We start from the raw sequence: 25,282 nt of genomic DNA, 5'->3' as shown, positions 1-25,282 counted from the left end.
AAGGCGGTCTCATCCCGGCCGGAGTCGAGGAACGCGTCGGCTGCTGGGGGCGGAGGCGACGCGGGCCTGCCACACCTGGACGACCTCGCACAGCCCGGCGAGGGAGAACGTCCGGCGCGACTCCTCCAGCGCCGCCGCCCACTCACGCTCGAAGGCCGGCACCCACCGCAGCACTCAACGGTGGCGCTCCAGCCGGGGCTCCACGCTTTGGCACAGCGCAGGCACCTCACTCAGTGGCCGCTGCCCGCGGCGACCGGTCAGCCAAGCGATCTTCCGCCTCGCCGGCCTGCACTCCGAGGACGGTCGTGGGTTGCCTGGACCTGCGCGTGCCAGGCAACCCGCCGGCGCACCCGCGCCATCGTCCTGGCCGGACTCGGCGGCGTTCGTCTTACGTCCGAGCGATGTCGACGGCCTCCTGCCGACCTGGTCCGACTTCGTCGACTGTGCCGACGGCGACCACTACTTCACTGTCCGGCAGGGCGGGCTACGGTGAGTGACGATCTTTGATGGCTGTCGTCGGGCCCGCAGCCAGCCGGATCGGGCACGTGTGCATTGCCCACCCAGCACGAGGTTTTCCGGTGCTGGTTCGGTGCTGACCTCGGCGAGTCAATGGCGGGAAAGCAGCAGGTCGTAGCTCTGACCGAATGAGTTGTCGTACCACTCGATGGTGGTGCCGATGAGGCTGGCGGCGACGATACGGGGGAGACTGGCGGGGGTTGGGGGAGCGGATGTTGCTTCGGATGCCATGTGCGCCACTTCCTCGTGTGCGGTGGGGACGGGTACGTGTCGGCACACCGTAGAAACACGCAGGTCAGGCGCACATGTGGTGGGGCACCATAGTTTGGGAGTTGGCTATGCGTGCGGCCACCATGCTGGCTCACGGAAGGGCGGTTCAGGGGCTCGAAGGTGGTCGAAACGAGTGCCGTCCGGGACGCACAGTTCGGGGTGATTTGATGGTGCGGTGCTGACTCCCGTGCTGACTTCGTGCTGACCACACTCTGTCGTGATCTGCTCCTCCCTGTCGGCGCAGGTCCCGCACAGACTGGGGCCGTAGGTGTAGAGGAAGCGGCGGTGGAGTGCTGCGCCCGCCCGGGCCGGGCGCGTCGCTGGTCTGTCGGGTGGACGGTCCTGTCAGCATGATCGACCTGTCGCGACTGCCGCCCGTACGTGGTCGGCAGTGGATGTGCCCTTACTTCTCGGTGCGAGTCGGTGTGTGGTGGGATGGACGTCCTGGGGATCGATGCCTGCGGTAAGCAGGGGTGGGTGGGGATCCGGCTCACGGACGGCGCGTACGCGCAAAGCCTGGTGGCCGTATCCCTCGATACGCTGATCGAGCGTGCCGGTGCGGTGGGGACGATCGCGGTGGACATGCCGCTGGGGCTTGTCGAGAAGGGCTGGCGTGGCGCTGATCTCGCGGCCAGAGCGCTGCTTGGGACGCGACGGAGCAGCGTTTTCCTCATCGCGCCGAGGCCCGCATGGCAGGAGGCCGATTATGCGGCGGCCGCAAACCGCTGCCGGGAGCTCACCGGTGGTCGGCTGAGCCGGCAGGCGTGGGGGCTGGCACCGAAACTGCTGGAGGCTCGGGCGTGCTGGCTCGCCGATGAGCGCATCCACGAGGTGCATCCCGAGGTGTCCTTCTCGGCTTTGGCCGGCGGGGTGCCACTGGCGTACGCCAAGAAGACGTGGCGCGGCCAGAATCTGCGCCGCGCACTGCTGGCCGGGGCCGGAATCGTGCTCCCGGAGGAACTCGGCGAGGCTGATCGGATCGCCGTGGACGATGTACTCGATGCCACTGTCGCCGCCTGGTCGGCGCACCGGATCGCACGCGGGATCGCGGAGCGGGTTCCCACGGTGCCCGAGTCGGACGTGGAGGGCCGTCTCATCGAGATTCGTTATTGACGTGGACACCACGTACTGCTGCGCCGATCGACAGTCGCGCTGCGGACAGGCGGAGCCGGTCGTCCGTGAACTGCTCGGGGACTTCGGGGACGTGCGGTATGTGTGGCGGCATCTTCCGCTGACCGATGCCCACGTCCACGCACGGCTCGCCGCCCAGGCCGCGGAGCCGGCGGCCCTGCAGGTGCGTTTGCGGCAGATGCACGATCTGCTGCTCAGCGACCAGGGGCCCTGACCCTCGACAACCTGCGCGGCTGTGCCGCGGACAGCGGAATGGGCCTGGAGCGTTTCGAGCGGACATGCGTGCTCACGCGGGGGTCGCGAGGCACCGGTGGCTCCGCGGCGTGCTGGAGACGCCTCCCGAGGCGGACAGCAGGCTGCCGGCGAACTGCGGGGTGAACCCGTCGCCGATCAGGGCGGCGAGCCGGTAGCCCAGGGGAGGCGCCGGTGTGGCGGACCCAGGCGCCGAACAGCTCGGACAGCGGCGGGCCCAGCGGCGCGTACATCGCCGACTGCACTACCTGGGTGCCGTGTCGCGTCGGGGTGCGACGGCTCGCTCGCCCGGGGTGCCCGGCAGAGCGACGGTGACGGGGCTCTCAGGCGGCGAGGACGCGGGCGCGGCAGGCGGCGGGGGTGCCCCAGGCGTCCCGGAGGGGGCGCGCCTTGCGCATCCACAGGGCGAGGTCGAGCTCGTCGGTGTAGCCGACGGCGCCGTGGAGTTGCAGGGCGGCGCGGGCCGCCGTGTACGCCGCCTCACCCGCGGTGACCTTCGCCGCGGCGATCTCCCGGCCGGCGGCCGGATCTTCCGCGGCCAGCGCGAGGGCCGCGGCGTGCAGCAGCGGCTGGGCGAACTCCAGGGCGAGGAGTGTGTCGGCGAGGCGGTGCTTGACCGCCTGGAAGGAGCCGATGGCGACGCCGAACTGGGTGCGCCGGCGGACGTGGTCGACGGTGTGGGCGAGGAGGGCGCGGCCCAGCCCGAGGGACTGGGCGGCGGTGGCCAGCGCGGCGACATCGGCGGCGCGAGCGGCTGCGGCGAGAACGTGAGGCCCTTGGGCGAGGACGGTCCCGCCGTGGGGTCGGGCCAGGCGGCGGGCCGGGTCGAGGGACGGCTGGACGGGGCCGTGTCCGTCGGCCAGGCGCAGGATGTCGCCGTCGACGACGAAGACGGCGTCGGCAGCGTCGGCGTCGAGGGCGTAGGGGCCGGCCGGTTCAGGGGTGCGTGGGGTTCGAGGCCGTCTGCGGGTGGTGGGGGGTTGCCCGCGCAGTTCCCCGGTCCCCTCGGCGGCATCGCTCTTGCTCTGCGTGCAAAGAGAGACGACCGCCTTGCCTGCCGCGATCTGCGGGAGCCACGTTCCCGTCACGTCACCGTCGTCCAAGTGGTCGAGGAGGGCGGCCACGGCCACCGTCTCCACCACCGGGCCCGGTACCGCGTGGCGGCCCAGTTCGGTGAAGGCGACGGTGAGTTCGAGGGGGAGAGGGCCGAGGCCGTCGTGGCGTTCGGGTACGGCGAGGGCGAAGACGCCGGTCTCGGCCAGTCGGGCCCACAGGGCGCGGCCGGGCGCGGTGTCGCCGGCCGCCCAGGCCCGGGCGATCGCCGGAGTGCCGGCGGTGGTCAGCAGGTCGTCCAGCGTACGGCCGAACTCCCGCTGCTCGTCGTCGAGGAGGAACCGCATCACCGGCGTCCCTTCGGCAGGCCGAGCAGCCGCTCGGCGATGATGTCGCGCTGGATCTCGTTGGTCCCGGCGTAGATGGGACCGGCGAGGGAGAAGACGTGGCCCTCGGCCCAACTGCCGTGGGCGGGCGCCTCGTCGGCCTCTTCGGAGAGTTCGCCGTAGGGGCCGAGCAGGTCGAGGGCGGTCTCGTGGAGCGCGATGTCCAGCTCGGACCAGTAGATCTTGTTGAGGCTCGACTCCGCGCCGATCGATCCCCCCGTGGCGAGGCGGGAGGCGTTGGCATAGGTGAACAACTGGTAGGCGCGGGCGCCGATCACCGCGTCGGCCACCCGGTCGCGCAGCGCGGTGTCGGCGGGGTCGGCCCCCTCGCGCCACAGGGCGGTGAGGCGGTCGGCGGACGCGGTGAAGCGGCCGGGGCTGCGCAGGGTGAGCCCGCGCTCGTTGCCCGCCGTGCTCATCGCCACCCGCCAGCCCTGTCCGGGCTCGCCGATGACGTCCCGGTCGGGCACGAAGACGTCGTCGAGGAAGAGTTCGGCGAAGGCGGGCTTGCCGTCGAGCCGCCCGATGGGCCGTACGGTCACGCCCTTCGCGTCCAGCGGGAACATCACGTACGTCAGGCCCTGATGCGGCTTGGCGGTGCCCTGCTCGCTGCGGAACAGGCCGAAGGCACGGTCGGCGAACGCGGCCCGTGACGACCAGGTCTTCTGGCCGTTCAGCAGCCAGCCGCCGTCGGTCCGCACCGCGGTGGAGCGCAGCGAGGCGAGGTCCGAGCCGGCCTCCGGTTCGGACCAGGCCTGGGCCCAGATCACCTCGCCGCTCGCCATGGCCGGCAGGACGCGGGCGCGCTGCTCGGCCGTGCCGTGCTCGAACAAGGTGGGGGCGAGGAGGTTGATGCCGTTCTGGCTGACGCGTCCGGGCGCGCCGGCGGCGTAGTACTCCTCCTCGAAGATCAGCCACTGCAGGATCGAGGCTCCCCGGCCGCCGTACTCCTCGGGCCAGGAGACCACCGACCAGCGGTCGGCGGACAGCGTGCGCTCCCACTCCCGGTGCGCCGCGAAGCCCTCGGCCGTCTCCAGGGAGGGCAGCGGGGCGTCGGGGACATGGGCGGCGAGCCAGGCGCGCGCGTCGGCACGGAAGGCGTCCTCGGCGGCGGTGAAGTCCAGGTCCATCAGGCCCTCGCCTCCTTCTGGCCGGCCTCGCGCATGGCGCGGATGTCCATGCCGCCGAGGGAGTCCTTGCCGGTCTCGGCGTTGTGCGCGTGGGCGACGTGGTGCAGCCCGAAGACCGAGTCCAGCCCGGTGTGCAACCCCTGCAAGTCCTCCGCCTGGTTGACCGCGCGCTTGGTCAACGCCAGGCCCATGCGCGGCATCTCGGCGATACGCTCCGCCAACTCCGCAGTGCGGTCGGCCAGTTCCTCGCGCGGCACCATCCGGTTGACCATGCCGACCTCGTACGCCCGCTGCGCGCTCATCCGGTCGCCGGTGTAGAGGAACTCCTTGGCGATCCGCGGCGGCATCACCCACGGGTGGGCGAAGTACTCGACTCCGGGGATGCCCATGCGCACCACCGGGTCGGCGAAGAACGCGTCGTCGGAGGCGACGATCAGGTCGCAGACCCAGGCGAGCATCAGCCCGCCCGCGACGCACGCGCCCTGCACCGAGGCGATCACCGGCTTGGGCAACTCGCGCCAGCGGCGGCACATGCCGAGGTAGACCTCGGACTCGCGGGCGAAGCGGCTCTCGGCGCCCGCCTTGTCCGAGTGATCCCACCACAGCCCGGCCTTGCGGTCGAACGGAAGATGGGCGTCCCGTTCCGGGGTGCCGATGTCGTGTCCGGCGCAGAAGTGCTTCCCCGCGCCGGCGAGGACGACGACCTTGACCTCGTCGTCGTCGGTCGCGCGGTAGAAGGCGCGGTCCAGGGCGTACGTCATCGCCGAGTTCTGGGCGTTGCGGTAGTCGGGCCGGTTCATGGTGACGGTCGCGACCGGGCCCCGCTTCTCATAGAGCACCGGCGCCTGGGCTCCGTCGTGGGCAGCGGACATCGGACCCTCCTTCCCTAACAAGTGTTTGGTAGGTTAACGTACGGCCATGAGCAGCGTCGAGGAGCTCCGCGCCGAGATCCGCGCCTGGCTGCGGGTCAACCTGACAGGTGAGTTCGCGGACCTGCGCGGGAGCGGCGGACCGGGCCGGGAGCACGAGGCCTTCGCCGAACGCCTGGCCTGGGAGCGGCACATGGCCGCCGCCGGATGGACCTGCGTGGGCTGGCCGAAGGAGTACGGCGGCCGGGGAGCGAGCCTGGAACAGCAGGTCGCCTTCCACGAGGAGTACGCGCTCGCGGACGCCCCCGCCCGCGTGAACCACATCGGCGAACAGCTCCTCGGTCCCACCCTGATCGCCTTCGGCACACACGAGCAGCGTGAGCGGTTCCTCCCGCCGATCGTGGCCGTGGAGGAACTGTGGTGCCAGGGCTACAGCGAGCCGGACGCCGGATCCGACCTGGCGAACGTGCGCACCCGGGCCGAGCGGGACGGCGAGGACTGGGTCGTCACCGGCCAGAAGATCTGGACCTCACTGGCGCACGAGTCCGACTGGTGCTTCCTCGTCGCCCGCACCGAGCCGGGCTCCACCCGGCACCAGGGGCTGTCCTACCTGCTGGTGCCCTTGGACCAGCCCGGTGTGGAGGTCCGGCCGATCACCCAGCTGACCGGCACCTGCGAGTTCAACGAGGTGTTCTTCGACCGGGCCCGCACCTCCGCCGGGAACATCGTGGGCGCCCCGGGCGACGGCTGGAAGGTGGCCATGGCCACCCTCGGCTTCGAGCGCGGGGTCTCCACCCTCGGCCAGCAGGTCGGCTTCCGCCGCGAGCTGGAGGCCGTCGTCGAGCTGGCCAAGCGCAACGGCGCGGGCTCCGACCCGCTGATCCGCGACCGGCTCGCCCGGGTCTGGGTGGGCCTGGAGACCATACGGTTCAACGCCCTGCGGATGCTGGAAGGCGTGGCGGCGGGCGCGCCGGGTCCCGAGGCGTCCATCGGGAAGATCTTCTGGTCCACCTGGCACCGCGAGCTGGGCGAACTCGCCATGGACGTCTGCGGCGCCGACGGCATGCTCGCGGCCGGTGAGCCGTACGACCTCACCGACTGGCAGCGGCTGTTCCTCTTCTCCCGCGCCGACACCATCTACGCCGGGTCGAACGAGATCCAGCGCAACATCATCGCCGAGCGCGTCCTCGGCCTGCCGAAGGAGGCCCGAGCGTGATCACGCCGACCGCGCCACCGCCGTATGTGCCCGGCCCGCCCGAGGAGGCCCGCCCGTGACCACACCCACCGCGCACCCGCCGTATGTGCCGGGCCACGGCCTGCTCGCCGGCCGCACCGCCGTCGTCACCGCCGCCGCGGGCGCCGGCATCGGTGGGGCCACCGCGCGGCGGCTGCTGGAGGAGGGCGCCGACGTCGTCGTATCCGACGCGCACGCCCGCCGGCTGAAGGAGTCCGAGGCCGAGCTGGCGGCCGAGTTCGGTGCGGACCGGGTGGCGTCGCTGCCCTGCGACGTCACCGACGAGGCCCAGGTCGGCGCCCTGTTCGACCTCGCCGAGGAACGCCACGGCAGGCTCGACATCGTGGTGAACAACGCCGGGCTCGGCGGCACCGCGAACCTCGTCGACATGACCGACGAGCAGTGGGACAAGGTCCTCGACGTCACCCTCAACGGGACCTTCCGCTGCACCCGGGCCGCGCTGCGCCGGATGAGGGCGGCGGGCGGCGGGGGAGTCGTCGTCAACAACGCCTCGGTGATCGGCTGGAGGGCGCAGAAGGGACAGGCGCACTACGCCGCGGCCAAGGCCGGGGTGATGGCCCTGACCCGGTGTGCGGCGCTGGAGGCCGCCGGGTACGGCGTACGGGTCAACGCCGTGTCGCCGAGCCTGGCCATGCATCCGCACCTGGTGAAAGTCACCACGCCCGAACTGCTGGAGGAGTTGACCTCCCGTGAGGCCTTCGGCCGCTACGCGGAGCCGTGGGAGGTGGCCAACGTCATCGTCTTCCTGGCCAGCGGCTACTCCTCGTACCTGACCGGAGAGATCCTCTCGGTCAGCAGCCAGCATCCCTGAGGCGAGAATGACCCGGCGCCGAAGAACAGCAAGAAGACCACCGTGACCCCGTCGCCCGAGCGGCGCGAGGAACTGCTGGCGACCGCGGCCGACGTGTTCGCCGCGCAGGGCTACAACGCCACCACCGTCCGCAAGATCGCAGACGAGGCGGGGATGCTCGCGGGCAGCCTCTATTACCACTTCGACTCCAAGGAGTCGATGCTCGACGAGATCCTCTCCACCTTCCTGGACGAACTGTGGGGCCGGTACGACGCCGTGCTGGCCGCCGGGCTCGGTCCACGGGAGACCCTCGAGGCCCTCGTCACCGAGTCCTTCCGGGGGATCGACCGGCATCTCGCCGCCGTCGCCATCTACCAGAAGGAGTCCAAGCACCTCCAGAGCCAGCCGCGCTTCCACTACCTCGCCGACTCCCAGCAGAAGTTCGAGAAGGCGTGGCTCGGAACCCTGGAGCGCGGCGTGGCCGAGGGGGAGTTCCGCGCAGACCTGGACACCCGGCTGACCTACCGCTTCGTGCGCGACACCGTCTGGGTCGCCGCGTCCTGGTACCAGCCGGGCGGACGGCGCAGTCCCGAGGAGATCGCCCGCCAGTACCTGTCGATGGTGCTGGAGGGCATCGCCGTCCGCGAATGACACATGAACCGACAGACAAGGAGCAGCAGGCATGTCCGAGGCATACATCGTCGACGCGATACGCACCCCCGTCGGCAAGCGAGGCGGCGGACTCGCCGCCGTCCACCCCGCCGACCTCGGCGCCCACGTACTGAAGGCGCTGATGGCCCGCTCGGACGTGGACCCGGCCGCCGTCGAAGACGTCGTCTTCGGCTGCCTGGACACCGTCGGGCCGCAGTCCGGCGACATCGCCCGCACCTGCTGGCTCGCCGCCGGGCTGCCGGAGGAGGTGCCCGGCGTGACCGTCGACCGCCAGTGCGGTTCCTCCCAGCAGGCCCTGCACTTCGCCGCCCAGGGTGTGCTCTCCGGCACCCAGGACCTCGTGGTCGCGGGCGGCGTGCAGAACATGTCGCAGATCCCCATCGCCTTCGCCAGCCGTCAGGCCGCCCTTCCGCTCGGGCTGACCGAGGGCCCGTACGCCGGCTCCGAGGGCTGGCGCGCCCGCTACGGCGACAAGCCGGTCAACCAGTTCCACGGCGCCGAACTGATCGCCGAGCGGTGGGACATCTCCCGTACGGACATGGAGGAGTTCGCGCTGCGCTCGCACCAGCGGGCGATCCGCGCCATCGACGAGGGCCGCTTCGACCGGGAGACCGTCGCGTACGGCGACGTCACCCGCGACGAGGGCCCGCGCGCTGACACCAGCCTGGAGAAGATGGCCGGGCTGAAGCCGCTCGTCGAGGGCGGACGGCTGACCGCCGCCGTCTCCTCCCAGGTCTCCGACGGCGCCTCGGCGATGCTCATCGCGAGCGAGTGGGCCGTACGCGAGCACGGGCTGACCCCGCGCGCCCGCATCCACCACCTCTCCGTGCGCGGCGAGGACCCGATCCGCATGCTCTCCGCGCCCATCCCGGCCACGGCCTACGCCCTGAAGAAGGCCGGGATGACGCTCGACGACATCGACCTGGTCGAGATCAACGAGGCCTTCGCCTCCGTGGTGCTGGCGTGGCTGAAGGAGACGGGCGCCGACCCGGAGAAGGTCAACGTCAACGGCGGCGCCATCGCCCTCGGCCACCCGCTCGGCGCCACCGGCACCAAGCTGACGACCACCCTGCTGCACGAACTGGAGCGCACCGGTGGGCGGTTCGGCCTGCAGACGATGTGCGAGGGCGGCGGACAGGCCAACGTCACCATCATCGAGCGCCTCTGATAGGCTGGGACTCCGAGACCGACGTCGTCGTCGTGGGCTTCGGCGGAGCCGGCGCCTCCGCGGCCGTCCAGGCCGCGGCCGCCGGTGCCGACGTACTCGCCCTCGACCGCTTCACGGGCGGCGGCGCCACCGCCCTCAGCGGCGGCGTCGTGTACGCGGGCGGAGGCACCCCGCAGCAGAAGGCGGCCGGGGTCGAGGACACCCCCGAGACCATGTACGCCTACCTCAGGGCGGAGACCGCCGGGGTCGTCTCCGACGCCGTACTGCGCCGCTTCTGCGCGGACGGCGCCGCCAACCTGGCCTGGCTGACAGCATGGGCGCGGTCTTCGAGGGCACCCTGTGCCCCTTCAAGACCTCCTATCCGACCGGCGACTACCTCCTCTACCGCTCCGGCAACGAGCAGTTCCCGCCGTACAGCGACGTCGCGCGTCCTGAGGTCGGCCGCGGCGCGGAAGTCGTTGGAGAGCAGGTAGTCGCCGGTGGCGGTGGTCTCCGGGACGCCGAGGGCGCGCAGCAGGAGGTAGCTCAGCCAGCCGGTGCGGTCCTTGCCGGAGGTGCAGTGGAAGAGCAGCGGGGACCGCTTGTCCGCGAGGTTCCGCAGGGTCGCGGCGAACTGGGTGCGGTTCTCCGGGCTGGTGACGAAGATGCGGTAGATGGAGCGTATCAGCTCCTCCGCCCTCCCGTCGCCGAGCAACTCCTGCTGCATGACCGGGTCCTTGGAGCCGATCACCGCCAGGGTCGTGGCGTACAACCGAGGTCGTCCACGGGGCGGGAGGTCAAGGCCGCGCCGGCCGGGCGGCGGTCGGCACCGTCGCGCTGCACCTCCAGCGGCACGCGGAAGTCGACGACCGTACGCAGGTTCAGCGCGGCGAGCGTCGAGACGTCCGCCTCGGTCGACCTGCCGAGCGCGTCGGACCGGAACACCTGGCCGTAGCGCACCTGGCGGCCCTTGTCGGTGCGGTAACCGCCGAGGTCACGGACGTTGACCGCGCCCTGGAGCGCGATGCGGTGGACGGTGGCGGTGTCGTCGTACGAGGTCGAGACGGCGCGCTGTGCCGTGGTGTCGGCCGTCGTGTAGGCGGGCAGGGCGCCGAGGGCCACGACGCAGAGCACGACCCGGGCCGTACGGCGGATTCGGGCCGCAGGCACGGGATCAACTCCTGACAGAGGGAAAGGGATGCGCGATGCCTTCAGTTCGCTGCGGGCAGACCGTCGAGCGCGGCCCGTGCCTCGGTCATGACCCGGTCGATGAGTTCGGCGCACGACGGCAGGTCGTCGACGAGCCCCGCGACCTGGCCGGCGGCCATCACGCCGAGGTCGGTGCGGCCGTCCACCATCGAGGCCTTGAGCAGCATGGGGGTGTTGGCGGCCAGCAGGATCTGACTCCAGGTCAGTTCCTTGCCGTGCTTCATGGCGAGGCCGTCGCGGACCATCTGTGGCCAGCTCAGCCCGGAGTCCCGTCGGAAGGCCGCCGCGTGGCGCACCGCGCGCAGCAGTGAAGCGGTCCGGCCCGAGCGCTCCAGCGCGTCGACCAGGTCGGTGCGCAGCATCCGGTGCGGCAGGCCGTCGACCTTGGTGGTGACGGTGACGTCCTGGACAGAGGCCGCCAGGTAGGCGGCCTTGACCGCGTCCGGGACGGTGCTGTCGGAGGTGAGCAGGAAGCGGGTGCCCATGGCGATCCCGGCGGCGCCGTAGGCCAGCGCGGCGATCAGACCGCGGCCGTCGTGGAAGCCGCCGGCCGCGATCACCGGGATGTCGACGGCGTCCACGACCTGCGGCAGCAGGACTGTGGTGGCGACGCTGCCGGTGTGGCCGCCGCCCTCGCCGCCCTGCACCACCACCGCGTCGGCGCCCCATCCGGCGACCTTCTCGGCGTGTCGCTTGGCGCCGATGGAGGGGATCACGACCACCCCGGCGTCCTTGAGCCGGGCGATCAGCTCCCGGGAGGGCGCGAGCGCGAACGAGGCGACCTTCACCCCCGCGTCGATGATGATCCCCACCCGCTCGGCCGCGTCCCCGGCGTCCGCGCGCAGGTTGACGCCGAAGGGCGCGTCCGTGCGGGACTTGACCTCGTGTACGGCGGAACGCAGTTGGTCGACGGTCATGGTGGCCGAGGCGAGGATGCCGAGCGCCCCCGCGTTCGCGGTGGCCGACACCAGGCGGGGGCCGGCCACCCATCCCATGCCGGTCTGCACGACGGGGTGCCGTACGCCGACGAGCTTGGTCAGGGGGGTTTCGATCCTGACGTCCGTCATGCCGGGCGCACCTCGCGGTCGCGCAGCCTCTTGGGGTCGACGACCTCGCGGATCAACCGCAGTTCCTCGTCGGTGGGTTCGCGGGTGCAGGGCACCTCGCCGGGGATCGTGAGCACGAAACCGGTGGCCTCGGCGACCTGTTCGAGGGTGACGCCGGGGTGCAGCGAGCGCAGCCGCATCGTGCGGTCCGGCGTCTCGAAGTCGAAGACGCCGAGGTCGGTGATGACCTCCGCGATGCGGTGATAGCGGGTGGCGGAAGGGCCGGCCGCGGCGGCCCGGTCGTAGCCTACGCCGCACACCATGTCGACCTGCTCGACGAACACGCGCGGCGAGTGCCGGGGTACCCAGTAACTGGTGGGATTGTTGAGGGTGTTGATCGGTGCGCCGCGCACTCCCAGCAGTTGGCGGGTGGGCCGGGCCCAGTCGCCGACGCAGGAGATGTTCTGGTTGCCGTGGCGGTCGAGCTGGCTCGCGCCCATCATCACGTGCCGTCGCCCGCCGGCGACCAGCGCCAGGTGCTGGCGGTACGGCAGCCAGCCCTCCACCACCGCCGCCTTGGCGCCGAGCGCCGGGACGTCGCCGATGAGCAGCGCCTCGCCGTCGGTCAACAGCAGCTCGGGCGAGAAGGTGAGCTTCGCCAGCCGGGCCCCGATCATCGGGACCGTGCCCATCGGGCTGGCCAGCACCTCGCCCGCACCGCGCCAGGCCTCGGCGCAGGCGACCACGCAGTATTCGGCCCGGGTGGCCTTCGTCGTGATCACGCTTCCTCCTCGTGGAAGGCCGCCACCGCGGCCTGGTAGGCGTCCTCGTCGCCGGTCAGGAACCGGTCGGTGAAGGCCCGCCAGGCCTCCGGGGCGGGGGCGGCCTGGGCGTAGGCGCGCTGGAACGCCTCGTCGCGGTCGTAGTCGGGGGCGCAGGAGGTGAAGTGCGCGCCGTTCGGGGTCTCGACGACGCCGACCACGAACGCGCGCTTGACCAGCAGGCTCTGCGGGCCGGCCTCCTTGAGCAGGTCCGCGGTGTCCACGATCCGCTCGCAGGAGAGGTAGGCGTGGTCGGCGGCCTCGCAGAACAGGTCGTCGAAGTACGGGTCGGGGCCGAGGTACTGGCCGTTGCCCTGCGCGTCGGCGCGGTTGAGGTGGATCAGGGCGGCGTCCAGCCGCAGCGCCGGGGCCGCGACCAGTTCCTCGCCGTCCGCGTACGGCGAAGTGACCGTGCGCAGATGGGGGTTGACCAGCATCACGTCCGAGCCGAGACCCGCCCGGACCGGCAGGAACGGCAGTCGGTTCGCGGCGGCCGTCAGTCCCCACATGAACATCGCCTCGTCCAGCTCCACCATGTCGAACGCGCCCCGCTGCCGGGCCGCCGTGAAATGCGGTTCCAGCGGGATGGAGTCGAGGGTGGCGAAGGCCACGACCAGCTTGCGGATCTTCCCAGAGGCGGCGAGCAGGCCGACGTCGGGGCCGCCGCAGGAGACGACGGTCAGGTCCGTGATGTCCGAGCGCAGCAGTGCGCGCACCAGGGCCATCGGCTTGCGCCGGGAGCCCCAGCCGCCGATTCCGATCGTCATGCCGCTGCGCAGCCGGGACACGACCTCCTCGGGGGTCGTCCTCTTGTCGACGCTCACGAGTGCTGCGCCTCCTTGTCGGTGCCGAAGGCGTCGCGGACGCGGTCGGCGACACCACTGAGGTTGGCCTCGAAGGTGAAGCCCTGTTCGAAGCGGTAGCTGCGGCGGACGTCGACGGGGTCGATGCCGTTGATCGCGGCCTTGGCGAGCCGGATCAGGGTGCCGTCCTTGGCCGCGATCTCCCGGGCCAGCTCCAGCGCCGCCTCCAGCAGTCGCTCGCGCGGGACGACCCGCCAGACCGAGCCGTGCCGGCGCAGTTCCTGCGCGGTGATGGTGCGCGAGGTGTAGTACAGCGTCCGCATCAGGTGCTGGGGGACCAGCCGCGCGAGATGCGTGGCCGCGCCGAGCGCGCCCCGGTCCAGTTCGGGCAGCCCGAAGGTCGCGTCGTCGCTAGCGACGATGGCGTCGGCGTTGCCGACCAGGCCGATGCCGCCGCCCAGACAGAAGCCGTGCACGGCGGCGACCACGGGGACCACGCAGTCGTACACGGCGGCGAACGCCTCGTAGCAGCCGCGGTTGGCGCCGATGAGGGCGTCGTGTCCGGTGTCGCGCTGCACTTCCTTGATGTCGACGCCGGCGTTGAAGCCCCGGCCGGCGGCGGTGAGCACCACACAGCGCACCTTCGGGTCGGCCCCGGCGGCGCGCACCGCGGCGGCCAGGTCGTACCAGCCCTGTACGGGGAGGGCGTTGACCGGGGGGAAGTCCACGGTGACGACGGCGATGCCCTCTTCGGGGGCGGAGGTGGAGACACCCATGAGCAGATCAGCTACCTTTCCACCAAACATTTGTTAGGTGGAAGATAGCAGCGGTCCACGCGCTGCGGGAGGTGTGAATTGGCAGCGATCATCGATCTCGCCGGAACCGTCGCCGTCGTCACCGGCGGTACGCGGGGCGTCGGAGCCGGCATCGCCCGCGCCCTGCTCGCCGCCGGAGCGGACGTCGTGACCTGCGCGCGCAGGGAGCCGGACCAGCCGGTCGAGGCGGAGGGGCGGACGGCCCGGTTCGTCCCGCTCGACCTGCGCGACACGGACGCGGTCGGCGCCTTCTTCCAGCAGGTGCACCGTGTGCACGGGCGCCTGGACACCCTGGTCAACAACGCGGGCGGGACACCGTTCCGCCTGCTCGCGGACACCGTGGCGAAGAGCGCGGCCAGGGCCGTCGAACTGAACCTCGTCGCCCCCCTGACCGCCTCGCTCGCCGCGTACGAGGTGATGCGCGACCAGCCCGGCGGTGGCTCGATCATCATGATCGGCAGCGTCAGCGGCACCCGCCCGTCACCTGGGACCGCCCTCTACGGCGCAGCCAAGGCGGGCCTCGACCACCTGGCCCGCTCCATGGCCGTGGAATGGGCGCCGCGGGTGCGGGTCAACACGGTCGTGCCCGGCATGGTCCGCACCGAGCTGTCCCATCTGCACTACGGGGACGAGGCCGGCATCGCCGCCGTCGCCGGCACGGTCCCGCTCGGGCGGCTCGCCGACCCCGCCGACATAGGCGACGCCTGCGTCTTCCTCGCCTCCGAACGCGCCGCGTACATCACCGGCGCCAGCCTGCTGGTGCACGGGGGAGGGGAGCGGCCCGCGTTCCTCGACGCCGCGACGGTCAACCACGGCTCCTGACTTCACTCGCCTCAACGAAAGGACACTCACCGCCATGACCAACGGACTGTGCACCGGACGTGTCGCCGTCGTCACCGGGGCCGGTCGCGGACTCGGCCGCGCCCATGCCCTGGCCTTCACCGCCGAGGGCGCCAAGGTCGTCGTCAACGACCTCGGGGCCGGGCTCGACGGCTCGGGCGCCTCCGCGAGCCCCGCCCAACAGGTCGTCGACGAGATCCGCGCCCTCGGCGGCCAGGCCGTCGCCCACGGCGGAGACATCGCCACCTCCGAGGGCGCGGCCTCGCTCATCGCCACCGCCCTGGATGCCTTCGGCCGCCTGGACACCCTCGTCAACAACGCCGGATTCCTTCGCGACCGCATGCTCGTCAACCTCGACGAGGACGACTGGGACGCCGTGCTGCGCGTACACCTCAAGGGCCACTTCCTGCCGCTGAAGCACGCCGCCGCGCACTGGCGTGCCGAGGCGAAGACGGGCCGTACGCCCGAAGCGCGCGTGATCAACACCAGCTCCGGCGCGGGCCTGCTGGGCAGCGTCGGTCAGGGCAACTACTCCGCCGCCAAGGCGGGGATCGTCGGCCTGACCCTCGTCGCCGCCGCCGAGATGGCCCGCTACGGCGTCCAGGTCAACGCCATCGCCCCCGCCGCCCGCACCCGCATGACCGAGCAGACCTTCGCCGCCGCCATGGCCGCCCCCGAGGACGGCGGCTTCGACGCCATGGCCCCGGAGAACGTCTCCCCCCTCGTCGTCTGGCTGGGCTCCACCGCCTCCGCCGGGGTGACCGGCCGCGTCTTCGAGGCCGAGGCCGGCCGCATCACCGTGATGGAGGGCTGGCGCCCCGGACCGACGGCGGACAAGGGGGCTCGCTGGACGCCGGCGGAGGCCGGAGAGACGGCCCTGAAGCTGCTGGCCGCCGCGGAGGCGCCGCAGCCGGTGTACGGGGCGCGGTGAGCGTGGGGTCTTGAGCGCGGGGCGTCCGGGGGCCGAGGGTGGCCGTGGCGTGATGGGGGGCCGGGCAGCGGCCGGATTCCGGCTGTGTCGAACGGTGATCGCACCGGACGCTCATCCCGGTACCCACACGCTTGCCGGGTACCTCTTCCGGCTCCGATCCGGTCCCGGGTGGCCGTCGCCGCCCGAACCCACGGAATGCGCCCGGCAGCGCCCCGCTTCGAGCGCTCCCCGCAATGCCGGCACCTGACCGTGGCCGGAAGCCCGCTGCCACACACCCGCCGCACGTTTCCCGGTCAGCGGGAATTCCGGCTCCCCCCTCCGAGAGCAGCCCGCTTAGCCTCCCGGGACAGCCCAACGCCCCGCAGAGGACCCCATGCTCACGGACTCCCAGAGGCAGCGCGCGGCGGAGATCCTGCGCTCGGCCGAGCACAGCCGGAAGCCGGTCGCCCCGCTGACCGAGACCTACCCCGAGATCGACACCGAGGACGCGTACGAGATCCAGCACGTCAACATCCGGCGCCGCGTCACCGCCGGGGCCGAGGTACGCGGCCACAAGGTCGGCCTGTCCTCCCCCGTCATGCAGCGCATGATGGGGGTGGACGAACCCGACTACGGCCACCTGCTCGACGACATGGAGCTGCGCGCCGACACGCCCGTGCCGGTCAGCCGCTACTGCTGCCCCCGCGTCGAGGTCGAGGAGGCCTCCGGCACCGCCGAGAACACCCTCTGCCTGCGCATGGACGACCGCTCGTACCGCATCGCCATCCAGCAGGGTGCGAGCGACCGCCTCCTGGCGGCACCCCGACGGGTCTCGCCGCTCCCACTCAGTGGGAGGACGTTGTTCCGTTCCCGGGACGGGGGACCGTACGGTCCTCCCGCCGCCGCACGACGCACCGCGAGGAGAGGACTTCGATGACGGATCTTCAGGGCAAGACGGTGGTCATCACCGGTGGAGCGCGGGGGCTCGGTGCGGAAGCCGGCCGGCTGGCCGTCGCGGCCGGCGCCCAGGTGGTGCTCACCGAAACGCCCGCCCCGCGAGCCGAAAACTATCCGGCCACCTCGCAGGACGCCTCGGCGACCACCCCCGCCGCCATTTCCAACGAATCCCTCGCCGACGTTCTCGCCTTCGGGGACGACGAATCCGACGACGGCGCCCCCGCAGCCAGCCCGGCCGACGTCTCCCTCGCACTCGCTAGCTCCTGCACCACCCCTGCATCCGCCGTCCACGTCACCGTCCCCGCACCTGCCGAGCCGGCAGCCGGCAGCCGACAGCGGCGAGGCCACAACCAGCGGCGGGGAATGCCTCGCCGATGTCCTGGCCCTTGAGGCGGACGAGACCGACGACGATCCCGCAACTGCCGAAGTCGAAGCCGAGGCCGCCCACCGTCCACACAAGACGCCCGACGCCCTGCCCACCCCAATCCCTGCGCCCGCCGTGCCTGCCCCGAACACCGCAGAGCCGGATCAGACACCGTTCGGTCCGTCCGTCCTGCTCCTGGGCCCCATCACCGTCGCGGGCGCCTCCGGCCGGGTGGACTCCAACCGCAAGAGCGTCGCCAGCGAACTCCTCGCCTTCCTGGCTCTCAACCCGGGCAGCGACCACCGTGCCGTCGACGCCGCCCTGTGGCCTGCCTCGCGGGTCAACAAGGAGATGCGCAACGCCGTCATCAGCCGAACCCGCTCCTGGCTCGGCACCGACGCCGACGGCAACCAGCACCTGCTCCGTGTCCAGAACACCCCCGACAAGCGATACCGCCTCGGCCCGCACGTCACCTGCGACTGGCTCACTTTCCAGCACCACGCACGCCAAGGCATCAACGACCACAGCGAAGACGGCGACCTCGCCTTGCGCCGCGCTCTCGCACTGGTCCGCGGCCGCCCCTTCACCGGCATGGACCCTCAGCGCTACGCCTGGGCCGAGCCGACCATCCAGGAAATGGTGTCCGCGATCACGGACGTCGCCAGCGAACTGTCCACCCGCCGACGCGAAGCCAACGACATCCCCGGCGCCCTGTGGGCGGCCCGCCAAGGCCTGCTCGCCGTAGAGGAGAGCGAAACCCTCCACCGTGCGCTCTTCCTCGCCCACCATGCCGCCGGCGACATCGATGCGCTCCGCGAAGCCGCCGCACGCCTGCGCAGGATCAACGACTCCATCGGCGGCGGCGTCGAGATGGACGCCGACACTGCAGAACTCCTGCGCAACCTCCTACCCCGGCCGATCCACGCCCGCTGACTCGACGAGGACTCCTGTGGCGGTCGCCGGGGGTCTGTCCAGCCAACGGTGTAACTCGGGTGATGTGATTTAGCGGCGGCCGACGGAGAGTCGGCCGTCGAAGGCGATGTCGAAAGCCTGCAGGGCGGGCTTCCAACGCATGGTCCAGCGTTTGCGTCCCTGACCGGTGGGGTCGAGGCTCATGACGGCCATGTAGACGCATTTGAGGGCTGCGGCCTCATTTGGGAAGTGTCCGCGGGCCCGGACGGCTTTTCGTATGCGAGCGTTGACCGACTCGATGGCGTTGGTGGTGCAGACGACGCGGCGGATCTCGGTGTCGAACTGGAGGAAGGGCACGAACTCTGCCCAGGCGTTCTCCCAAAGTCGCACGATCGCCGGATACTTGGCGCCCCACTCCTCCTGGAACTCCAGGAACCGGTCCTCCGCCGCGCTCGCAGTGGGGGCCGTGTAGACAGGCTTGAGCGCGCGGGAGATCTTGTCCCAGTCCTGGCGGCCTGCGTAGCGGAACGACGCCCGGATCAGGTGGACGACACAGGTCTGAGTCACCGCCTGGGGCCAGACCGCCGAGATGGAATCGGGCAGGCCCTTGAGCCCGAGTCGCAGACGACCATGCACACGTCCTCGACGCCGCGGTTCTTGATCTCGGTCAGGACCTGGAGCCAGTACTTGGCGCCTTCGCCGCCGTCGCCGGCCCACAGGCCGAGAATGTCGCGCGTGCCGTCCACCGTGACCGCGAGTGCGACGTAGATGGGCCGGTTCGCCACCTGCCCGTCTCGCACCTTGACGTGCACGCAGTCGATGAAGATCACCGGATAGACCAGCGGCCGGTTCTGCCACTCGGCCATCCCGTCCATGACCTTGTCGGTGATGGTCGAGATAGTCTGCTTGGACACGCTCGCGCCATAGACCTCGGCCAGGTGGGCGGAGATGTCACCGTGCGTCAGACCACGCGCGGACAGCGACAGGACCATCTCGTCGACACCGGTCAGCCGCCGCTGCCGCTTCTTGACGATCTGCGGCTCAAAGCTGCCGTCGCGGTCACGCGGCACCGTGATCTCCACCGGACCCACGTCGGTCAGAACAGTCTTGGACCGGGCCCCGTTGCGGCTGTTGCCGCTGCCGGCACCGGCCGGGTCGTGCTTCTCGTAGCCGAGGTGGTCGGTGATCTCGCCCTCGAGGGCGGACTCCAGCACCCGCTTGGTCAGCTGCTGCAGCAGCCCGCCCTCGCCGGTCAGCTGCAAGCCGCTCGCGCGGGCCCGGTCGACCAACTGCCCGATCAACTGCTCGTCCAGCAGGTCCGCCGGCAACTCGGCCGGCCGGACCTCTTCAACCGCCTCGGCAGAGACAGTCACGTCGCTCATCAGGTGCTACTTCCATGATCGGGAGTTACACCGAAGACCGTACAGACCCCCCCTTCGGCGGCCCTGATGATCGGCGACTCGCTGTCCGACCTCGCCGCCGCGAACGACGCAGGCGTGCCCTTTCTCGGCTACGCGCGTAACGAGCGGAAGGGGAAGCTTCTGCGGGATGCCGGTGCCGGGCACGTCGTCGCGTCGCTGGAACCGTTGCTGCGGGTGCTGCGGGGCTGGTGACGGCGGGCCGTGCGGCCGCCGGGATCCCGGCCTCCGGGGCGTCGGCCCCCGGGATCCCGGCCTCCGGCCGGCCCCGCCGCCTGCGGGCCCAGGCCCGCAGCGACGCCAAGGCCCCCAGTGCCCCAGCAATGCGTCGAGGAATGGTCCCCCGACCCCTGCCAGACATGATGCTAGTGCGGTGTGTTTGTCTTGTTGGTTGGTTTTGTGGCAGGGCCTCCGACGCTGAGGACACGCACCCGGGTTCAGGAGACGCTCATGTCCCCGTTCCTCACCGCCGCACGCGGCGACCAGCGCTTCGCTCTGGTCATCCGGCCCCTCCGGGAACTTCCGCCTGCTCGCCTGGCTCCCCGTCAGCACTCCGCACCACGCGCTGTGTTGTGACAGCGCCCGTCCGGTCGGCCTGACCACCGCTTTGACCCTGTGGGTCGACGAGGATGCCGCTGCCTGCGGCCGGCAGTCTAACCGTGCTGCTCACGGTCTCATCACGCTCTACCGGCCGCCCCGCTGCCGTATATCGGTGACGTTGTGCTCACTGGAACCCCTGACGCCGACGGGACCCCCGCGGACTCAGCCGCGCCCAGGCCCTGGCGCTGGTCGGCCTCTACCTGGACACGGCCACGGTGGGCCTCATGCCGCGCCCCCGCTCCTGACGCAGGTCATGCGCCAGCTCCTGGCCCATCCGGGGGCCAGCGCCCCCGATCAATTCAGCAGAGAGGGAAAGGACCATGGAGAGCGGAGCTGTTCAGGCTTTCACCGTCATCGGTCTGCGCTCGGACGTCGGCATGCGCGACCTGTTCATCGCCGGAGTGATCCCCGGGTCGGTCGCTGGAGGAATTCGCCATTCTGGAAACAAGCGAGGAGGAATTCACTCGCTGGGCTATGGATTTCGATGCTTCGGACGCGGACGCGGACGCTGCCGCAGTACGCGCCTACGTGCAGTGCCGCACCGACGAAGAGGTGGGAGAGGGCACCGCCGGGGCGCTGCTGCAGGCCGTCCTCGCGGACGTGTCCATCAGGTCTGGGCGGGGCGGCGATGTCTCGGCCGGGGCGGTGTGGATCTGGGTTCTGGCCGGTGCGGATGCGTACGTGCGGATCTCGGCACGGGTGACACGGAGAACGGGATCGACTATGCCGCGGCGGAGCATCAGGGCTGGTACGTGGTCTACGACTCCGACGCTGCCGACGCTCCCGATTCGGTCGTCCTGCACGACGGGTCCGGCTGCCGCGATTTCCGGGCCGAGACCACCGCCGTTGTGGAGAGGGTCCGCCGTTTCCTCACTGCCGCCCGCCGTGCCCGCTGACTTCCAGGCGGGTACGGCCCGCCCGATCCTTTCGAGGGGACCGGATCCATGTATCTGGTGACAACAGGCACCCGGCTCGGCGTCGTCGTCGCTCCTGAGTGCGCCGACGACCTCGACGATGAAACGCGCGCCGTCATCGAGGACGCGGCCTTCATCTGGCTGCCCGACATCGAGGCCTTCATCCAACCCGGTCAGGACCGGCAGGCGGCCGCCCGAATCGCGCTGCGGCTCGTCCGGCTCGGGCACGACGTCTTGGCGGTCTGACCAGGCCAGCACCAACCCAGTCCGGTGGCGGGGGAGTGGCACCCCGGCCGCCGGGACCGGCCGAAGGCACGACGGAAAGGCACAGCATGTCCAACTCGCTGATCCCTGGCGCGTCCGACTATGACGGCATTAGCGAGGGCGCCATGCGCTGGAGGCCGGAGGAGCAGCACGAGCGCGCCGACGCGCTGGCGGAGCTGTTCGGCGGCCAGGTCGGCGTCATCCACGCCTACACCCGCGCCCAGGCGATTGCCGACGGGGCCCTGGTGGAGGTCCCGGCCGAACTGGCCCGCGAGGGAAGAGCACGTGGGTCACGGCGGTGGGCCGGGTACCGGCTCGGGTGGTTCGGGCGCGGTGGCAGCGGAGGTGGCCGTGGTGGCCGCGGTGGGCTCGGAGGTGGCAGGGAGCGCGGACGGGATCCGGGCGAGCTCGCGCAGCACAAGAGTACGGTCCGGTGCCGGGAGTTCCTTGGCGACCTGCAGGAGTTCCCTGCGAAACGCGAGGTGCTGGCGTGTCTCGGCGTAGCGGGCCAGAGCGTTGACGACAGCCAGGCCCAGTTGGACCAGGCCGAACAGGGCGAAGGCGCGCAGGCCAGCGATTTTGGCGAGGCTGGCAGCGGAGGCTGCCAGGGCCGTGAGGGTCTTCATGCGGATCTCCCGAGGCGTGAGGATGGGGCGGATTGGCGGACACCGGCCGCGGTGTCGTCCGCGGGGGCTGCCGCGCGGTCGGCCCGCCGCACTCACCAGGTGGGGCACCCGTGGGAGATGCAGCAGGATCAGCGTGGCACGGCACTCGCGGGGTGTTCCCTGCGCTCCTTCCGGGCTGCGGGCCGTCGTGGCTGACCTGGTGCTGTCACCGTCTGCAGCCCGAATCCGGGCCACGGACAGCAGCGGGCCAGCGAGAATCCCCAAAAACGCGCCGAGCCTTGGACGGTTCGGTCCGAGACCCGGCGCTAGCAGGACTGGATCGCAGGGGCTTCCTGCGATCCCGATCAGCGGATGGCGGTGACGAGCACGCCGAGCACTGCGATGCCGAGGGTCAGGGTTCCGGCGCAGGTGACGGCGCCACGGCCGACGGCGTCGGGGACGGGCGAGCCGGCCCACCGGGCGACTCCGTATCCGATGACGCCGGCCAGCCCGGAGACGGCCGTCAGGCTGAGCAGGGCAAGGAACAGGATCAGCAGGTTCTGCATGCTCACGCCGCACCCCGCTTCTGCGGGCGGGAGACGGCCTTCGTGTGCAGCTGCTCCGGGATCCAGATCCGGTGCTCGCGGGCGGCCTGGTACAGAGCGGTCCGGAACCGCGATCTGCGCTGGCGGACGTTCGCGTGGGTGAGGTTCAGCCGCTCGGCGATCTCGGCGTCCGGGAAACCCATGACCGTCAGCCGCACGACCGCCTGCGTCGCCGGCGCCTGCTCGTCGAGGATGTCCTCGAAGTCGGTGCTGAGCGCCTCCGACTCGATCTCGTAGCTGGTGGCCTGGAGCAGGCCGCCGATCCCGGCAACGTTCGCGGCGTCTTCCGTGAAGTCGTACACGGCGTGCAGCCGCGCCCACTTCACCCGCTGCGTGGCCCACCTCACGTACGCCCGACGGAACACCCACACACACTGGCCGATGAAGTACGTCATCACACAGCAGGCACCGCGCGGTCCCTTGTGGTCCGCCTTCCAGCCCTTCCCGCTCTGCAGGTCGCGGTGGAACTTCCGCGTCGCCTCCGTGAGCACGTCGACCATGATGGTGTCCCGCTCGGTGCTGTTGCTGCGCAGCAGGCGCATGTCGTCCTCGTGGACGAAGAACTTCCAGCCCTGGCGCCTGCACTTCTCCAGGGCGAGCCGGGGAAGCGTGCCCGTGCGGAGCATGCCGAGCAGGATCGGCTGGGCCTCCCGGCACAGCTCGAGCTCGAACACCTCGTAGGCCGGCCCCTCGAACCTGCTGTGGGCCAGTTCCTCGATCCGCGCGGCGTCCCGCTCGATCCGCGCCGCGTGTTCCCCGCCCAGCACCGCGTCAACGGTGTCGACGATCTCAGCTCCCATGTTCATGGCGTAAACCCCCTCGTCCTGGTCTGCCCTTGGCCCTCGACGACTTGTTCCTGTTGCGCGCGAGGAGCTGCGAAGCAGATCGCTTGTTGTACGGCACTTGTGTGCAGGAGGAGTTGGTGAACGTGACACGCCAGCTGAAATATCTTTCGTGAGGCCCAAAAATCTTCGGTCCGCGACTGCGCTTCGGGCCGCAGACGAAATCGCGGCCCGAAAATGACCGGGCAGATGCAGTCCGACAGAACTGCCGTCGACGGCTAGCGCTGTGTGCGGCCCATGGCCCACACCAGGGCCTCCCGCACGGCCGGCCACGGCGGCTCCGGCACCACCGCCTGTCCCGCAAGGGGAGGCCTGCCGGCCTCGGCGTACCAGGCGATCACCGTCCAGCGCAGGTCCCGCCCAGGCCGTGCGTGCCGGCCGAGCGCCACGGCGATGTGAACCGTCTGCTCGGCGAGCGCGGACACCGAGCCACGCGTGCGCCCCAGCCACCGCCGTTCGTGACGGGGCAGCAGCCCCGCCGCGCGCCACCGCTCCAGTTGCGCCGCCGACACAGCCACGCCGAGCGCCGCAAGGCGCTCGATCAGCTCCTGATCCGCCCCATTCGGCTCTCCTCTGGCCACCCGCAGCACTTTAGAACCCCGCAAGGTGCCTGCAAGCGACGTATCGCCAACCCGCTGAACTGGGCAAACCACGGGGCCTGACCGGGCCCGCACACCAGCGCACCGCGAAGGAGCCGCCTGCCTTGTCCGCCCGCCGACGCCCCAGCAAGACCCCCAGCCGGCATGCCCGTACCACCGAGGCCGCCGCCGTGCTCCTGCTCGCCCCGACCGCGGCCGGGCGTACCGCGGTACCCCGACCGCCCGTAAACCGAAAAGCGACCAAGTTCCTGGCTGGCTCGCCGTGCTCCTGCCCCCCTCCCCCCGGGGCCAGCGGCCCTAGGCCAGCACCCAACCTCTCGGATCCGGTCAGGGGGGCCGGTCCTCGCCCGTGCGGAGTCCCTGGCAGGGGGCTTTTCCGAGCGGGCCGAAGTGCGCCTCGATCGGGTTGGCCCAGGAGGCGTAGGTCGGAGTGAAACACAGCTCGACCTTGTTCTTCTTCGCCCAGCGCTGGATGTCCGCCCTTCAGTCCCGCGGTCTTCATCGGGGCGACAGATGGGCTGAATGCCCTCTTCCGTGAGAGTTGTCATGTACCGTTAGCGAGCTGCGCCACTGCACCACCCGGGATCGTCATTGCTCGGTGACTTGAGGGGGAGTTGTGCTGACCGGCACTCACGACACGTCCAGATCCGTCCGCGGCCTGGTGCTGCGCTCGCTGATCGCAGTGTCGTTCACTACGTCTGTCGCGCTGGTGGGCGGGGTTGCAGCCGCAGATCCTGCGCCGCCGTCGGCGACGAAGGCAGAGCCCGTCGTGAAGCTTCAGGCCGGCGGGACCACGGGGGATTCCGTGAAGGACGTCGTGTACTGCGACTTGTTCGCCAACAAGCCGAACTACAGCGGAGGGAAGATCACCGGGACGGGCGGGATCAGTTCCTGCAGTCCGCACACACCGTTCTCGTGCAGCAGCGAAGCGGATCTGCAGATCTACCTCACCGGGCCCGGACGCTGGGAGACGCTGGCGGCCAGCCCGCGGCAGCACAGCTGTCCGCCTCCGGCGCGCTCGACGAAGGCGTCGTCCAGCTGTGATCCGTCCTCGACGACGTACTCGTATCGCACCGAGACGTTGGGGACGATCTACTACGGCGAAACGAGCAGCGGCACCGCATACAGCAACGTGCTCAACGTGAAGTGTCTGTAGCAACAGCCGTCGTGGGGGGGGGGGGGGGCCGCCCCCCCCCCCCCCCCCCCCGCGCCGGCCCGCGGCCCCCCCCCCCCCCCCCCCCCGGGGGGGGGGGGCCGGGGGGGGGGGCCCCCCCCCGCGGCACCAAA

Annotated in this window: 29 protein-coding genes and 3 pseudogenes; 16 read left to right on the top strand and 16 right to left on the bottom strand. The window is 71.1% G+C overall.

The features are described 5' to 3' along the window. Positions 1 to 9: 9 nt before the first annotated feature. Entirely contained in the window at positions 10 to 162 is a 153-nt protein-coding gene (locus ACIBJF_RS42455; RefSeq protein WP_399182313.1) for a DUF6247 family protein, read from the bottom strand. Between the two features lie 444 nt (positions 163 to 606). Further along, complete coding sequence (locus ACIBJF_RS42450) at positions 607 to 747, bottom strand: hypothetical protein (protein WP_399182339.1); 141 nt, start codon at positions 745 to 747, stop codon at positions 607 to 609. Positions 748 to 1,221: 474 nt separating this feature from the next. On the opposite strand from ACIBJF_RS42450, the gene ACIBJF_RS42445 reads away from it, so the two are divergent. Together ACIBJF_RS42445 and ACIBJF_RS42440 are read left to right on the top strand one after the other, a co-directional pair. Then, on the top strand, positions 1,222 to 1,899 hold the full coding sequence (locus tag ACIBJF_RS42445) for a DUF429 domain-containing protein (RefSeq protein WP_399182311.1): 678 nt from the start codon (positions 1,222 to 1,224) through the stop codon (positions 1,897 to 1,899). A 1-nt stretch (position 1,900) separates the two neighbouring features. Next, positions 1,901 to 2,131: a hypothetical protein gene (locus tag ACIBJF_RS42440; RefSeq protein WP_399182309.1), complete on the top strand. Its 231-nt coding sequence runs from the start codon at positions 1,901 to 1,903 to the stop codon at positions 2,129 to 2,131. A 361-nt stretch (positions 2,132 to 2,492) separates the two neighbouring features. Here ACIBJF_RS42440 and ACIBJF_RS42435 read toward each other — a convergent pair whose 3' ends face one another. The 3 genes from ACIBJF_RS42435 to ACIBJF_RS42425 are packed head-to-tail and all read right to left on the bottom strand — an operon-like array spanning position 2,493 to position 5,610. Then, the gene (locus ACIBJF_RS42435; protein ID WP_399182307.1) at positions 2,493 to 3,569 is read right to left on the bottom strand and encodes an acyl-CoA dehydrogenase family protein; all 1,077 of its coding nucleotides are present in this window, start codon (positions 3,567 to 3,569) and stop codon (positions 2,493 to 2,495) included. Then, entirely contained in the window at positions 3,569 to 4,738 is a 1,170-nt protein-coding gene (locus ACIBJF_RS42430) for an acyl-CoA dehydrogenase family protein (RefSeq protein ID WP_399182305.1), read from the bottom strand. The genes ACIBJF_RS42435 and ACIBJF_RS42430 overlap by 1 nt, the downstream gene beginning before the upstream one ends. After that, on the bottom strand, positions 4,738 to 5,610 hold the full coding sequence (locus ACIBJF_RS42425) for an enoyl-CoA hydratase (RefSeq protein ID WP_399182303.1): 873 nt from the start codon (positions 5,608 to 5,610) through the stop codon (positions 4,738 to 4,740). Before ACIBJF_RS42425 ends, ACIBJF_RS42430 begins: the two co-directional genes overlap by 1 nt. A gap of 46 nt (positions 5,611 to 5,656) precedes the next feature. Between ACIBJF_RS42425 and ACIBJF_RS42420 the strand changes: the two genes are divergently transcribed. The 5 genes and pseudogenes from ACIBJF_RS42420 to ACIBJF_RS42400 form a co-directional block, all read left to right on the top strand. Continuing rightward, positions 5,657 to 6,823, top strand: coding sequence for an acyl-CoA dehydrogenase family protein (locus tag ACIBJF_RS42420; RefSeq protein WP_399182301.1), 1,167 nt, complete (start codon positions 5,657 to 5,659; stop codon positions 6,821 to 6,823). A 55-nt stretch (positions 6,824 to 6,878) separates the two neighbouring features. Further along, positions 6,879 to 7,673: an SDR family oxidoreductase gene (locus ACIBJF_RS42415; protein ID WP_399182300.1), complete on the top strand. Its 795-nt coding sequence runs from the start codon at positions 6,879 to 6,881 to the stop codon at positions 7,671 to 7,673. 42 nt (positions 7,674 to 7,715) lie between these two features. Further along, positions 7,716 to 8,303 (top strand): TetR/AcrR family transcriptional regulator, encoded by a 588-nt coding sequence (locus ACIBJF_RS42410; RefSeq protein ID WP_399182298.1) that lies wholly within the window; start codon positions 7,716 to 7,718, stop codon positions 8,301 to 8,303. A gap of 31 nt (positions 8,304 to 8,334) precedes the next feature. Then, complete coding sequence (locus ACIBJF_RS42405; RefSeq protein WP_399182296.1) at positions 8,335 to 9,492, top strand: acetyl-CoA C-acetyltransferase; 1,158 nt, start codon at positions 8,335 to 8,337, stop codon at positions 9,490 to 9,492. After that, positions 9,444 to 9,779, top strand: a pseudogene (locus tag ACIBJF_RS42400) (FAD-dependent oxidoreductase); the annotation flags it as partial. The gene ACIBJF_RS42405 and the pseudogene ACIBJF_RS42400, both read left to right, overlap by 49 nt. On the opposite strand, the gene ACIBJF_RS42395 reads toward ACIBJF_RS42400, so the two are convergent. From ACIBJF_RS42395 to ACIBJF_RS42370, 6 genes are read right to left on the bottom strand one after another with little or no spacing between them, the layout of a single operon-like run. Then, the gene (locus ACIBJF_RS42395) at positions 9,713 to 10,198 is read right to left on the bottom strand and encodes a tyrosine-protein phosphatase (protein WP_399182335.1); all 486 of its coding nucleotides are present in this window, start codon (positions 10,196 to 10,198) and stop codon (positions 9,713 to 9,715) included. The pseudogene ACIBJF_RS42400 and the gene ACIBJF_RS42395 overlap by 67 nt on opposite strands. A gap of 20 nt (positions 10,199 to 10,218) precedes the next feature. Then, positions 10,219 to 10,641: a tyrosine-protein phosphatase gene (locus tag ACIBJF_RS42390; protein ID WP_399182294.1), complete on the bottom strand. Its 423-nt coding sequence runs from the start codon at positions 10,639 to 10,641 to the stop codon at positions 10,219 to 10,221. A gap of 41 nt (positions 10,642 to 10,682) precedes the next feature. Continuing rightward, positions 10,683 to 11,747 carry an NAD(P)H-dependent flavin oxidoreductase gene (locus ACIBJF_RS42385; protein WP_399182292.1) on the bottom strand — a complete coding sequence of 355 codons (1,065 nt, stop codon included), beginning with the start codon at positions 11,745 to 11,747 and terminating at the stop codon, positions 10,683 to 10,685. Next, on the bottom strand, positions 11,744 to 12,508 hold the full coding sequence (locus ACIBJF_RS42380) for a CoA-transferase subunit beta (RefSeq protein WP_399182290.1): 765 nt from the start codon (positions 12,506 to 12,508) through the stop codon (positions 11,744 to 11,746). Before ACIBJF_RS42380 ends, ACIBJF_RS42385 begins: the two co-directional genes overlap by 4 nt. Continuing rightward, a complete protein-coding gene (locus ACIBJF_RS42375) occupies positions 12,505 to 13,371 on the bottom strand; it encodes a CoA transferase subunit A (RefSeq protein ID WP_399182289.1) in 867 nt (288 codons plus the stop codon). The genes ACIBJF_RS42380 and ACIBJF_RS42375 overlap by 4 nt, the downstream gene beginning before the upstream one ends. Further along, complete coding sequence (locus ACIBJF_RS42370; protein ID WP_399182287.1) at positions 13,368 to 14,126, bottom strand: enoyl-CoA hydratase family protein; 759 nt, start codon at positions 14,124 to 14,126, stop codon at positions 13,368 to 13,370. Before ACIBJF_RS42370 ends, ACIBJF_RS42375 begins: the two co-directional genes overlap by 4 nt. A 78-nt stretch (positions 14,127 to 14,204) precedes the next feature. Here ACIBJF_RS42370 and ACIBJF_RS42365 point away from each other — a divergent pair, with 78 nt between their 5' ends. From ACIBJF_RS42365 to ACIBJF_RS42345, 5 genes are all read left to right on the top strand, one after another. Further along, positions 14,205 to 14,987 (top strand): SDR family oxidoreductase, encoded by a 783-nt coding sequence (locus ACIBJF_RS42365; protein WP_399182285.1) that lies wholly within the window; start codon positions 14,205 to 14,207, stop codon positions 14,985 to 14,987. A gap of 34 nt (positions 14,988 to 15,021) precedes the next feature. Then, positions 15,022 to 15,936, top strand: coding sequence for an SDR family oxidoreductase (locus ACIBJF_RS42360; RefSeq protein WP_399182283.1), 915 nt, complete (start codon positions 15,022 to 15,024; stop codon positions 15,934 to 15,936). Positions 15,937 to 16,309: 373 nt separating this feature from the next. Continuing rightward, positions 16,310 to 16,852, top strand: coding sequence for a hypothetical protein (locus tag ACIBJF_RS42355; RefSeq protein WP_399182282.1), 543 nt, complete (start codon positions 16,310 to 16,312; stop codon positions 16,850 to 16,852). Then, positions 16,849 to 17,262, top strand: a complete 414-nt coding sequence (locus tag ACIBJF_RS42350; protein ID WP_399182280.1) for a hypothetical protein — start codon at positions 16,849 to 16,851, stop codon at positions 17,260 to 17,262. The genes ACIBJF_RS42355 and ACIBJF_RS42350 overlap by 4 nt, the downstream gene beginning before the upstream one ends. A gap of 109 nt (positions 17,263 to 17,371) precedes the next feature. Then, on the top strand, positions 17,372 to 18,169 hold the full coding sequence (locus ACIBJF_RS42345) for a hypothetical protein (protein ID WP_399182279.1): 798 nt from the start codon (positions 17,372 to 17,374) through the stop codon (positions 18,167 to 18,169). Between the two features lie 69 nt (positions 18,170 to 18,238). Here the strand turns inward: ACIBJF_RS42345 and ACIBJF_RS42340 are convergent. Continuing rightward, a pseudogene (locus ACIBJF_RS42340) lies at positions 18,239 to 19,521 on the bottom strand (IS256 family transposase). A gap of 60 nt (positions 19,522 to 19,581) precedes the next feature. Here ACIBJF_RS42340 and ACIBJF_RS42335 point away from each other — a divergent pair. The 3 genes and pseudogenes from ACIBJF_RS42335 to ACIBJF_RS42325 all read left to right on the top strand — a co-directional run. Next, positions 19,582 to 19,761 (top strand): annotated as a pseudogene (locus tag ACIBJF_RS42335) (HAD family hydrolase); the annotation flags it as partial. A 331-nt stretch (positions 19,762 to 20,092) separates the two neighbouring features. Next, positions 20,093 to 20,869 (top strand): hypothetical protein, encoded by a 777-nt coding sequence (locus tag ACIBJF_RS42330; RefSeq protein ID WP_399182333.1) that lies wholly within the window; start codon positions 20,093 to 20,095, stop codon positions 20,867 to 20,869. A gap of 241 nt (positions 20,870 to 21,110) precedes the next feature. Beyond that, complete coding sequence (locus tag ACIBJF_RS42325; RefSeq protein ID WP_399182278.1) at positions 21,111 to 21,326, top strand: hypothetical protein; 216 nt, start codon at positions 21,111 to 21,113, stop codon at positions 21,324 to 21,326. 308 nt (positions 21,327 to 21,634) lie between these two features. Here the strand turns inward: ACIBJF_RS42325 and ACIBJF_RS42320 are convergent, their stop codons facing one another. The 4 genes from ACIBJF_RS42320 to ACIBJF_RS42305 all read right to left on the bottom strand — a co-directional run bounded on the left by ACIBJF_RS42320 (position 21,635) and on the right by ACIBJF_RS42305 (position 23,977). Then, a complete protein-coding gene (locus tag ACIBJF_RS42320; RefSeq protein WP_399182276.1) occupies positions 21,635 to 21,970 on the bottom strand; it encodes a hypothetical protein in 336 nt (111 codons plus the stop codon). Between the two features lie 344 nt (positions 21,971 to 22,314). Beyond that, positions 22,315 to 22,515, bottom strand: coding sequence for a hypothetical protein (locus tag ACIBJF_RS42315; protein WP_399182331.1), 201 nt, complete (start codon positions 22,513 to 22,515; stop codon positions 22,315 to 22,317). Positions 22,516 to 22,517: 2 nt separating this feature from the next. Then, the gene (locus ACIBJF_RS42310) at positions 22,518 to 23,360 is read right to left on the bottom strand and encodes an RNA polymerase sigma factor (protein WP_399182274.1); all 843 of its coding nucleotides are present in this window, start codon (positions 23,358 to 23,360) and stop codon (positions 22,518 to 22,520) included. Between the two features lie 254 nt (positions 23,361 to 23,614). Continuing rightward, on the bottom strand, positions 23,615 to 23,977 hold the full coding sequence (locus ACIBJF_RS42305) for a hypothetical protein (protein WP_399182272.1): 363 nt from the start codon (positions 23,975 to 23,977) through the stop codon (positions 23,615 to 23,617). 634 nt (positions 23,978 to 24,611) lie between these two features. Between ACIBJF_RS42305 and ACIBJF_RS42300 the strand changes: the two genes are divergently transcribed. Then, entirely contained in the window at positions 24,612 to 25,151 is a 540-nt protein-coding gene (locus ACIBJF_RS42300) for a hypothetical protein (protein WP_399182270.1), read from the top strand. The last annotated feature ends 131 nt before the right edge of the window (positions 25,152 to 25,282 follow it).

The sequence above is a fragment of the Streptomyces sp. NPDC050743 genome (assembly GCF_044456925.1).
Classification (GTDB): domain Bacteria; phylum Actinomycetota; class Actinomycetes; order Streptomycetales; family Streptomycetaceae; genus Streptomyces.
Note: the sequence above shows the minus strand (reverse complement) of the source record. Positions and strands in the feature narration are given on the sequence as shown.

Bases quoted from the DNA above. Each gene is read 5' to 3' on its own strand.
- ACIBJF_RS42450 (WP_399182339.1), bottom strand. From the start codon at position 747: ATGGCATCCGAAGCAACATCCGCTCCCCCAACCCCCGCCAGTCTCCCC.
- ACIBJF_RS42445 (WP_399182311.1), top strand. From the start codon at position 1,222: ATGGACGTCCTGGGGATCGATGCCTGCGGTAAGCAGGGGTGGGTGGGG.
- ACIBJF_RS42435 (WP_399182307.1), bottom strand. From the start codon at position 3,569: ATGCGGTTCCTCCTCGACGACGAGCAGCGGGAGTTCGGCCGTACGCTG.
- ACIBJF_RS42430 (WP_399182305.1), bottom strand. From the start codon at position 4,738: ATGGACCTGGACTTCACCGCCGCCGAGGACGCCTTCCGTGCCGACGCG.
- ACIBJF_RS42425 (WP_399182303.1), bottom strand. From the start codon at position 5,610: ATGTCCGCTGCCCACGACGGAGCCCAGGCGCCGGTGCTCTATGAGAAG.
- ACIBJF_RS42420 (WP_399182301.1), top strand. From the start codon at position 5,657: ATGAGCAGCGTCGAGGAGCTCCGCGCCGAGATCCGCGCCTGGCTGCGG.
- ACIBJF_RS42405 (WP_399182296.1), top strand. From the start codon at position 8,335: ATGTCCGAGGCATACATCGTCGACGCGATACGCACCCCCGTCGGCAAG.
- ACIBJF_RS42395 (WP_399182335.1), bottom strand. From the start codon at position 10,198: ATGCAGCAGGAGTTGCTCGGCGACGGGAGGGCGGAGGAGCTGATACGC.
- ACIBJF_RS42385 (WP_399182292.1), bottom strand. From the start codon at position 11,747: ATGACGGACGTCAGGATCGAAACCCCCCTGACCAAGCTCGTCGGCGTA.
- ACIBJF_RS42370 (WP_399182287.1), bottom strand. From the start codon at position 14,126: ATGGGTGTCTCCACCTCCGCCCCCGAAGAGGGCATCGCCGTCGTCACC.
- ACIBJF_RS42360 (WP_399182283.1), top strand. From the start codon at position 15,022: ATGACCAACGGACTGTGCACCGGACGTGTCGCCGTCGTCACCGGGGCC.
- ACIBJF_RS42355 (WP_399182282.1), top strand. From the start codon at position 16,310: ATGCTCACGGACTCCCAGAGGCAGCGCGCGGCGGAGATCCTGCGCTCG.
- ACIBJF_RS42350 (WP_399182280.1), top strand. From the start codon at position 16,849: ATGACGGATCTTCAGGGCAAGACGGTGGTCATCACCGGTGGAGCGCGG.
- ACIBJF_RS42325 (WP_399182278.1), top strand. From the start codon at position 21,111: ATGTATCTGGTGACAACAGGCACCCGGCTCGGCGTCGTCGTCGCTCCT.
- ACIBJF_RS42320 (WP_399182276.1), bottom strand. From the start codon at position 21,970: ATGAAGACCCTCACGGCCCTGGCAGCCTCCGCTGCCAGCCTCGCCAAA.
- ACIBJF_RS42315 (WP_399182331.1), bottom strand. From the start codon at position 22,515: ATGCAGAACCTGCTGATCCTGTTCCTTGCCCTGCTCAGCCTGACGGCC.
- ACIBJF_RS42310 (WP_399182274.1), bottom strand. From the start codon at position 23,360: ATGAACATGGGAGCTGAGATCGTCGACACCGTTGACGCGGTGCTGGGC.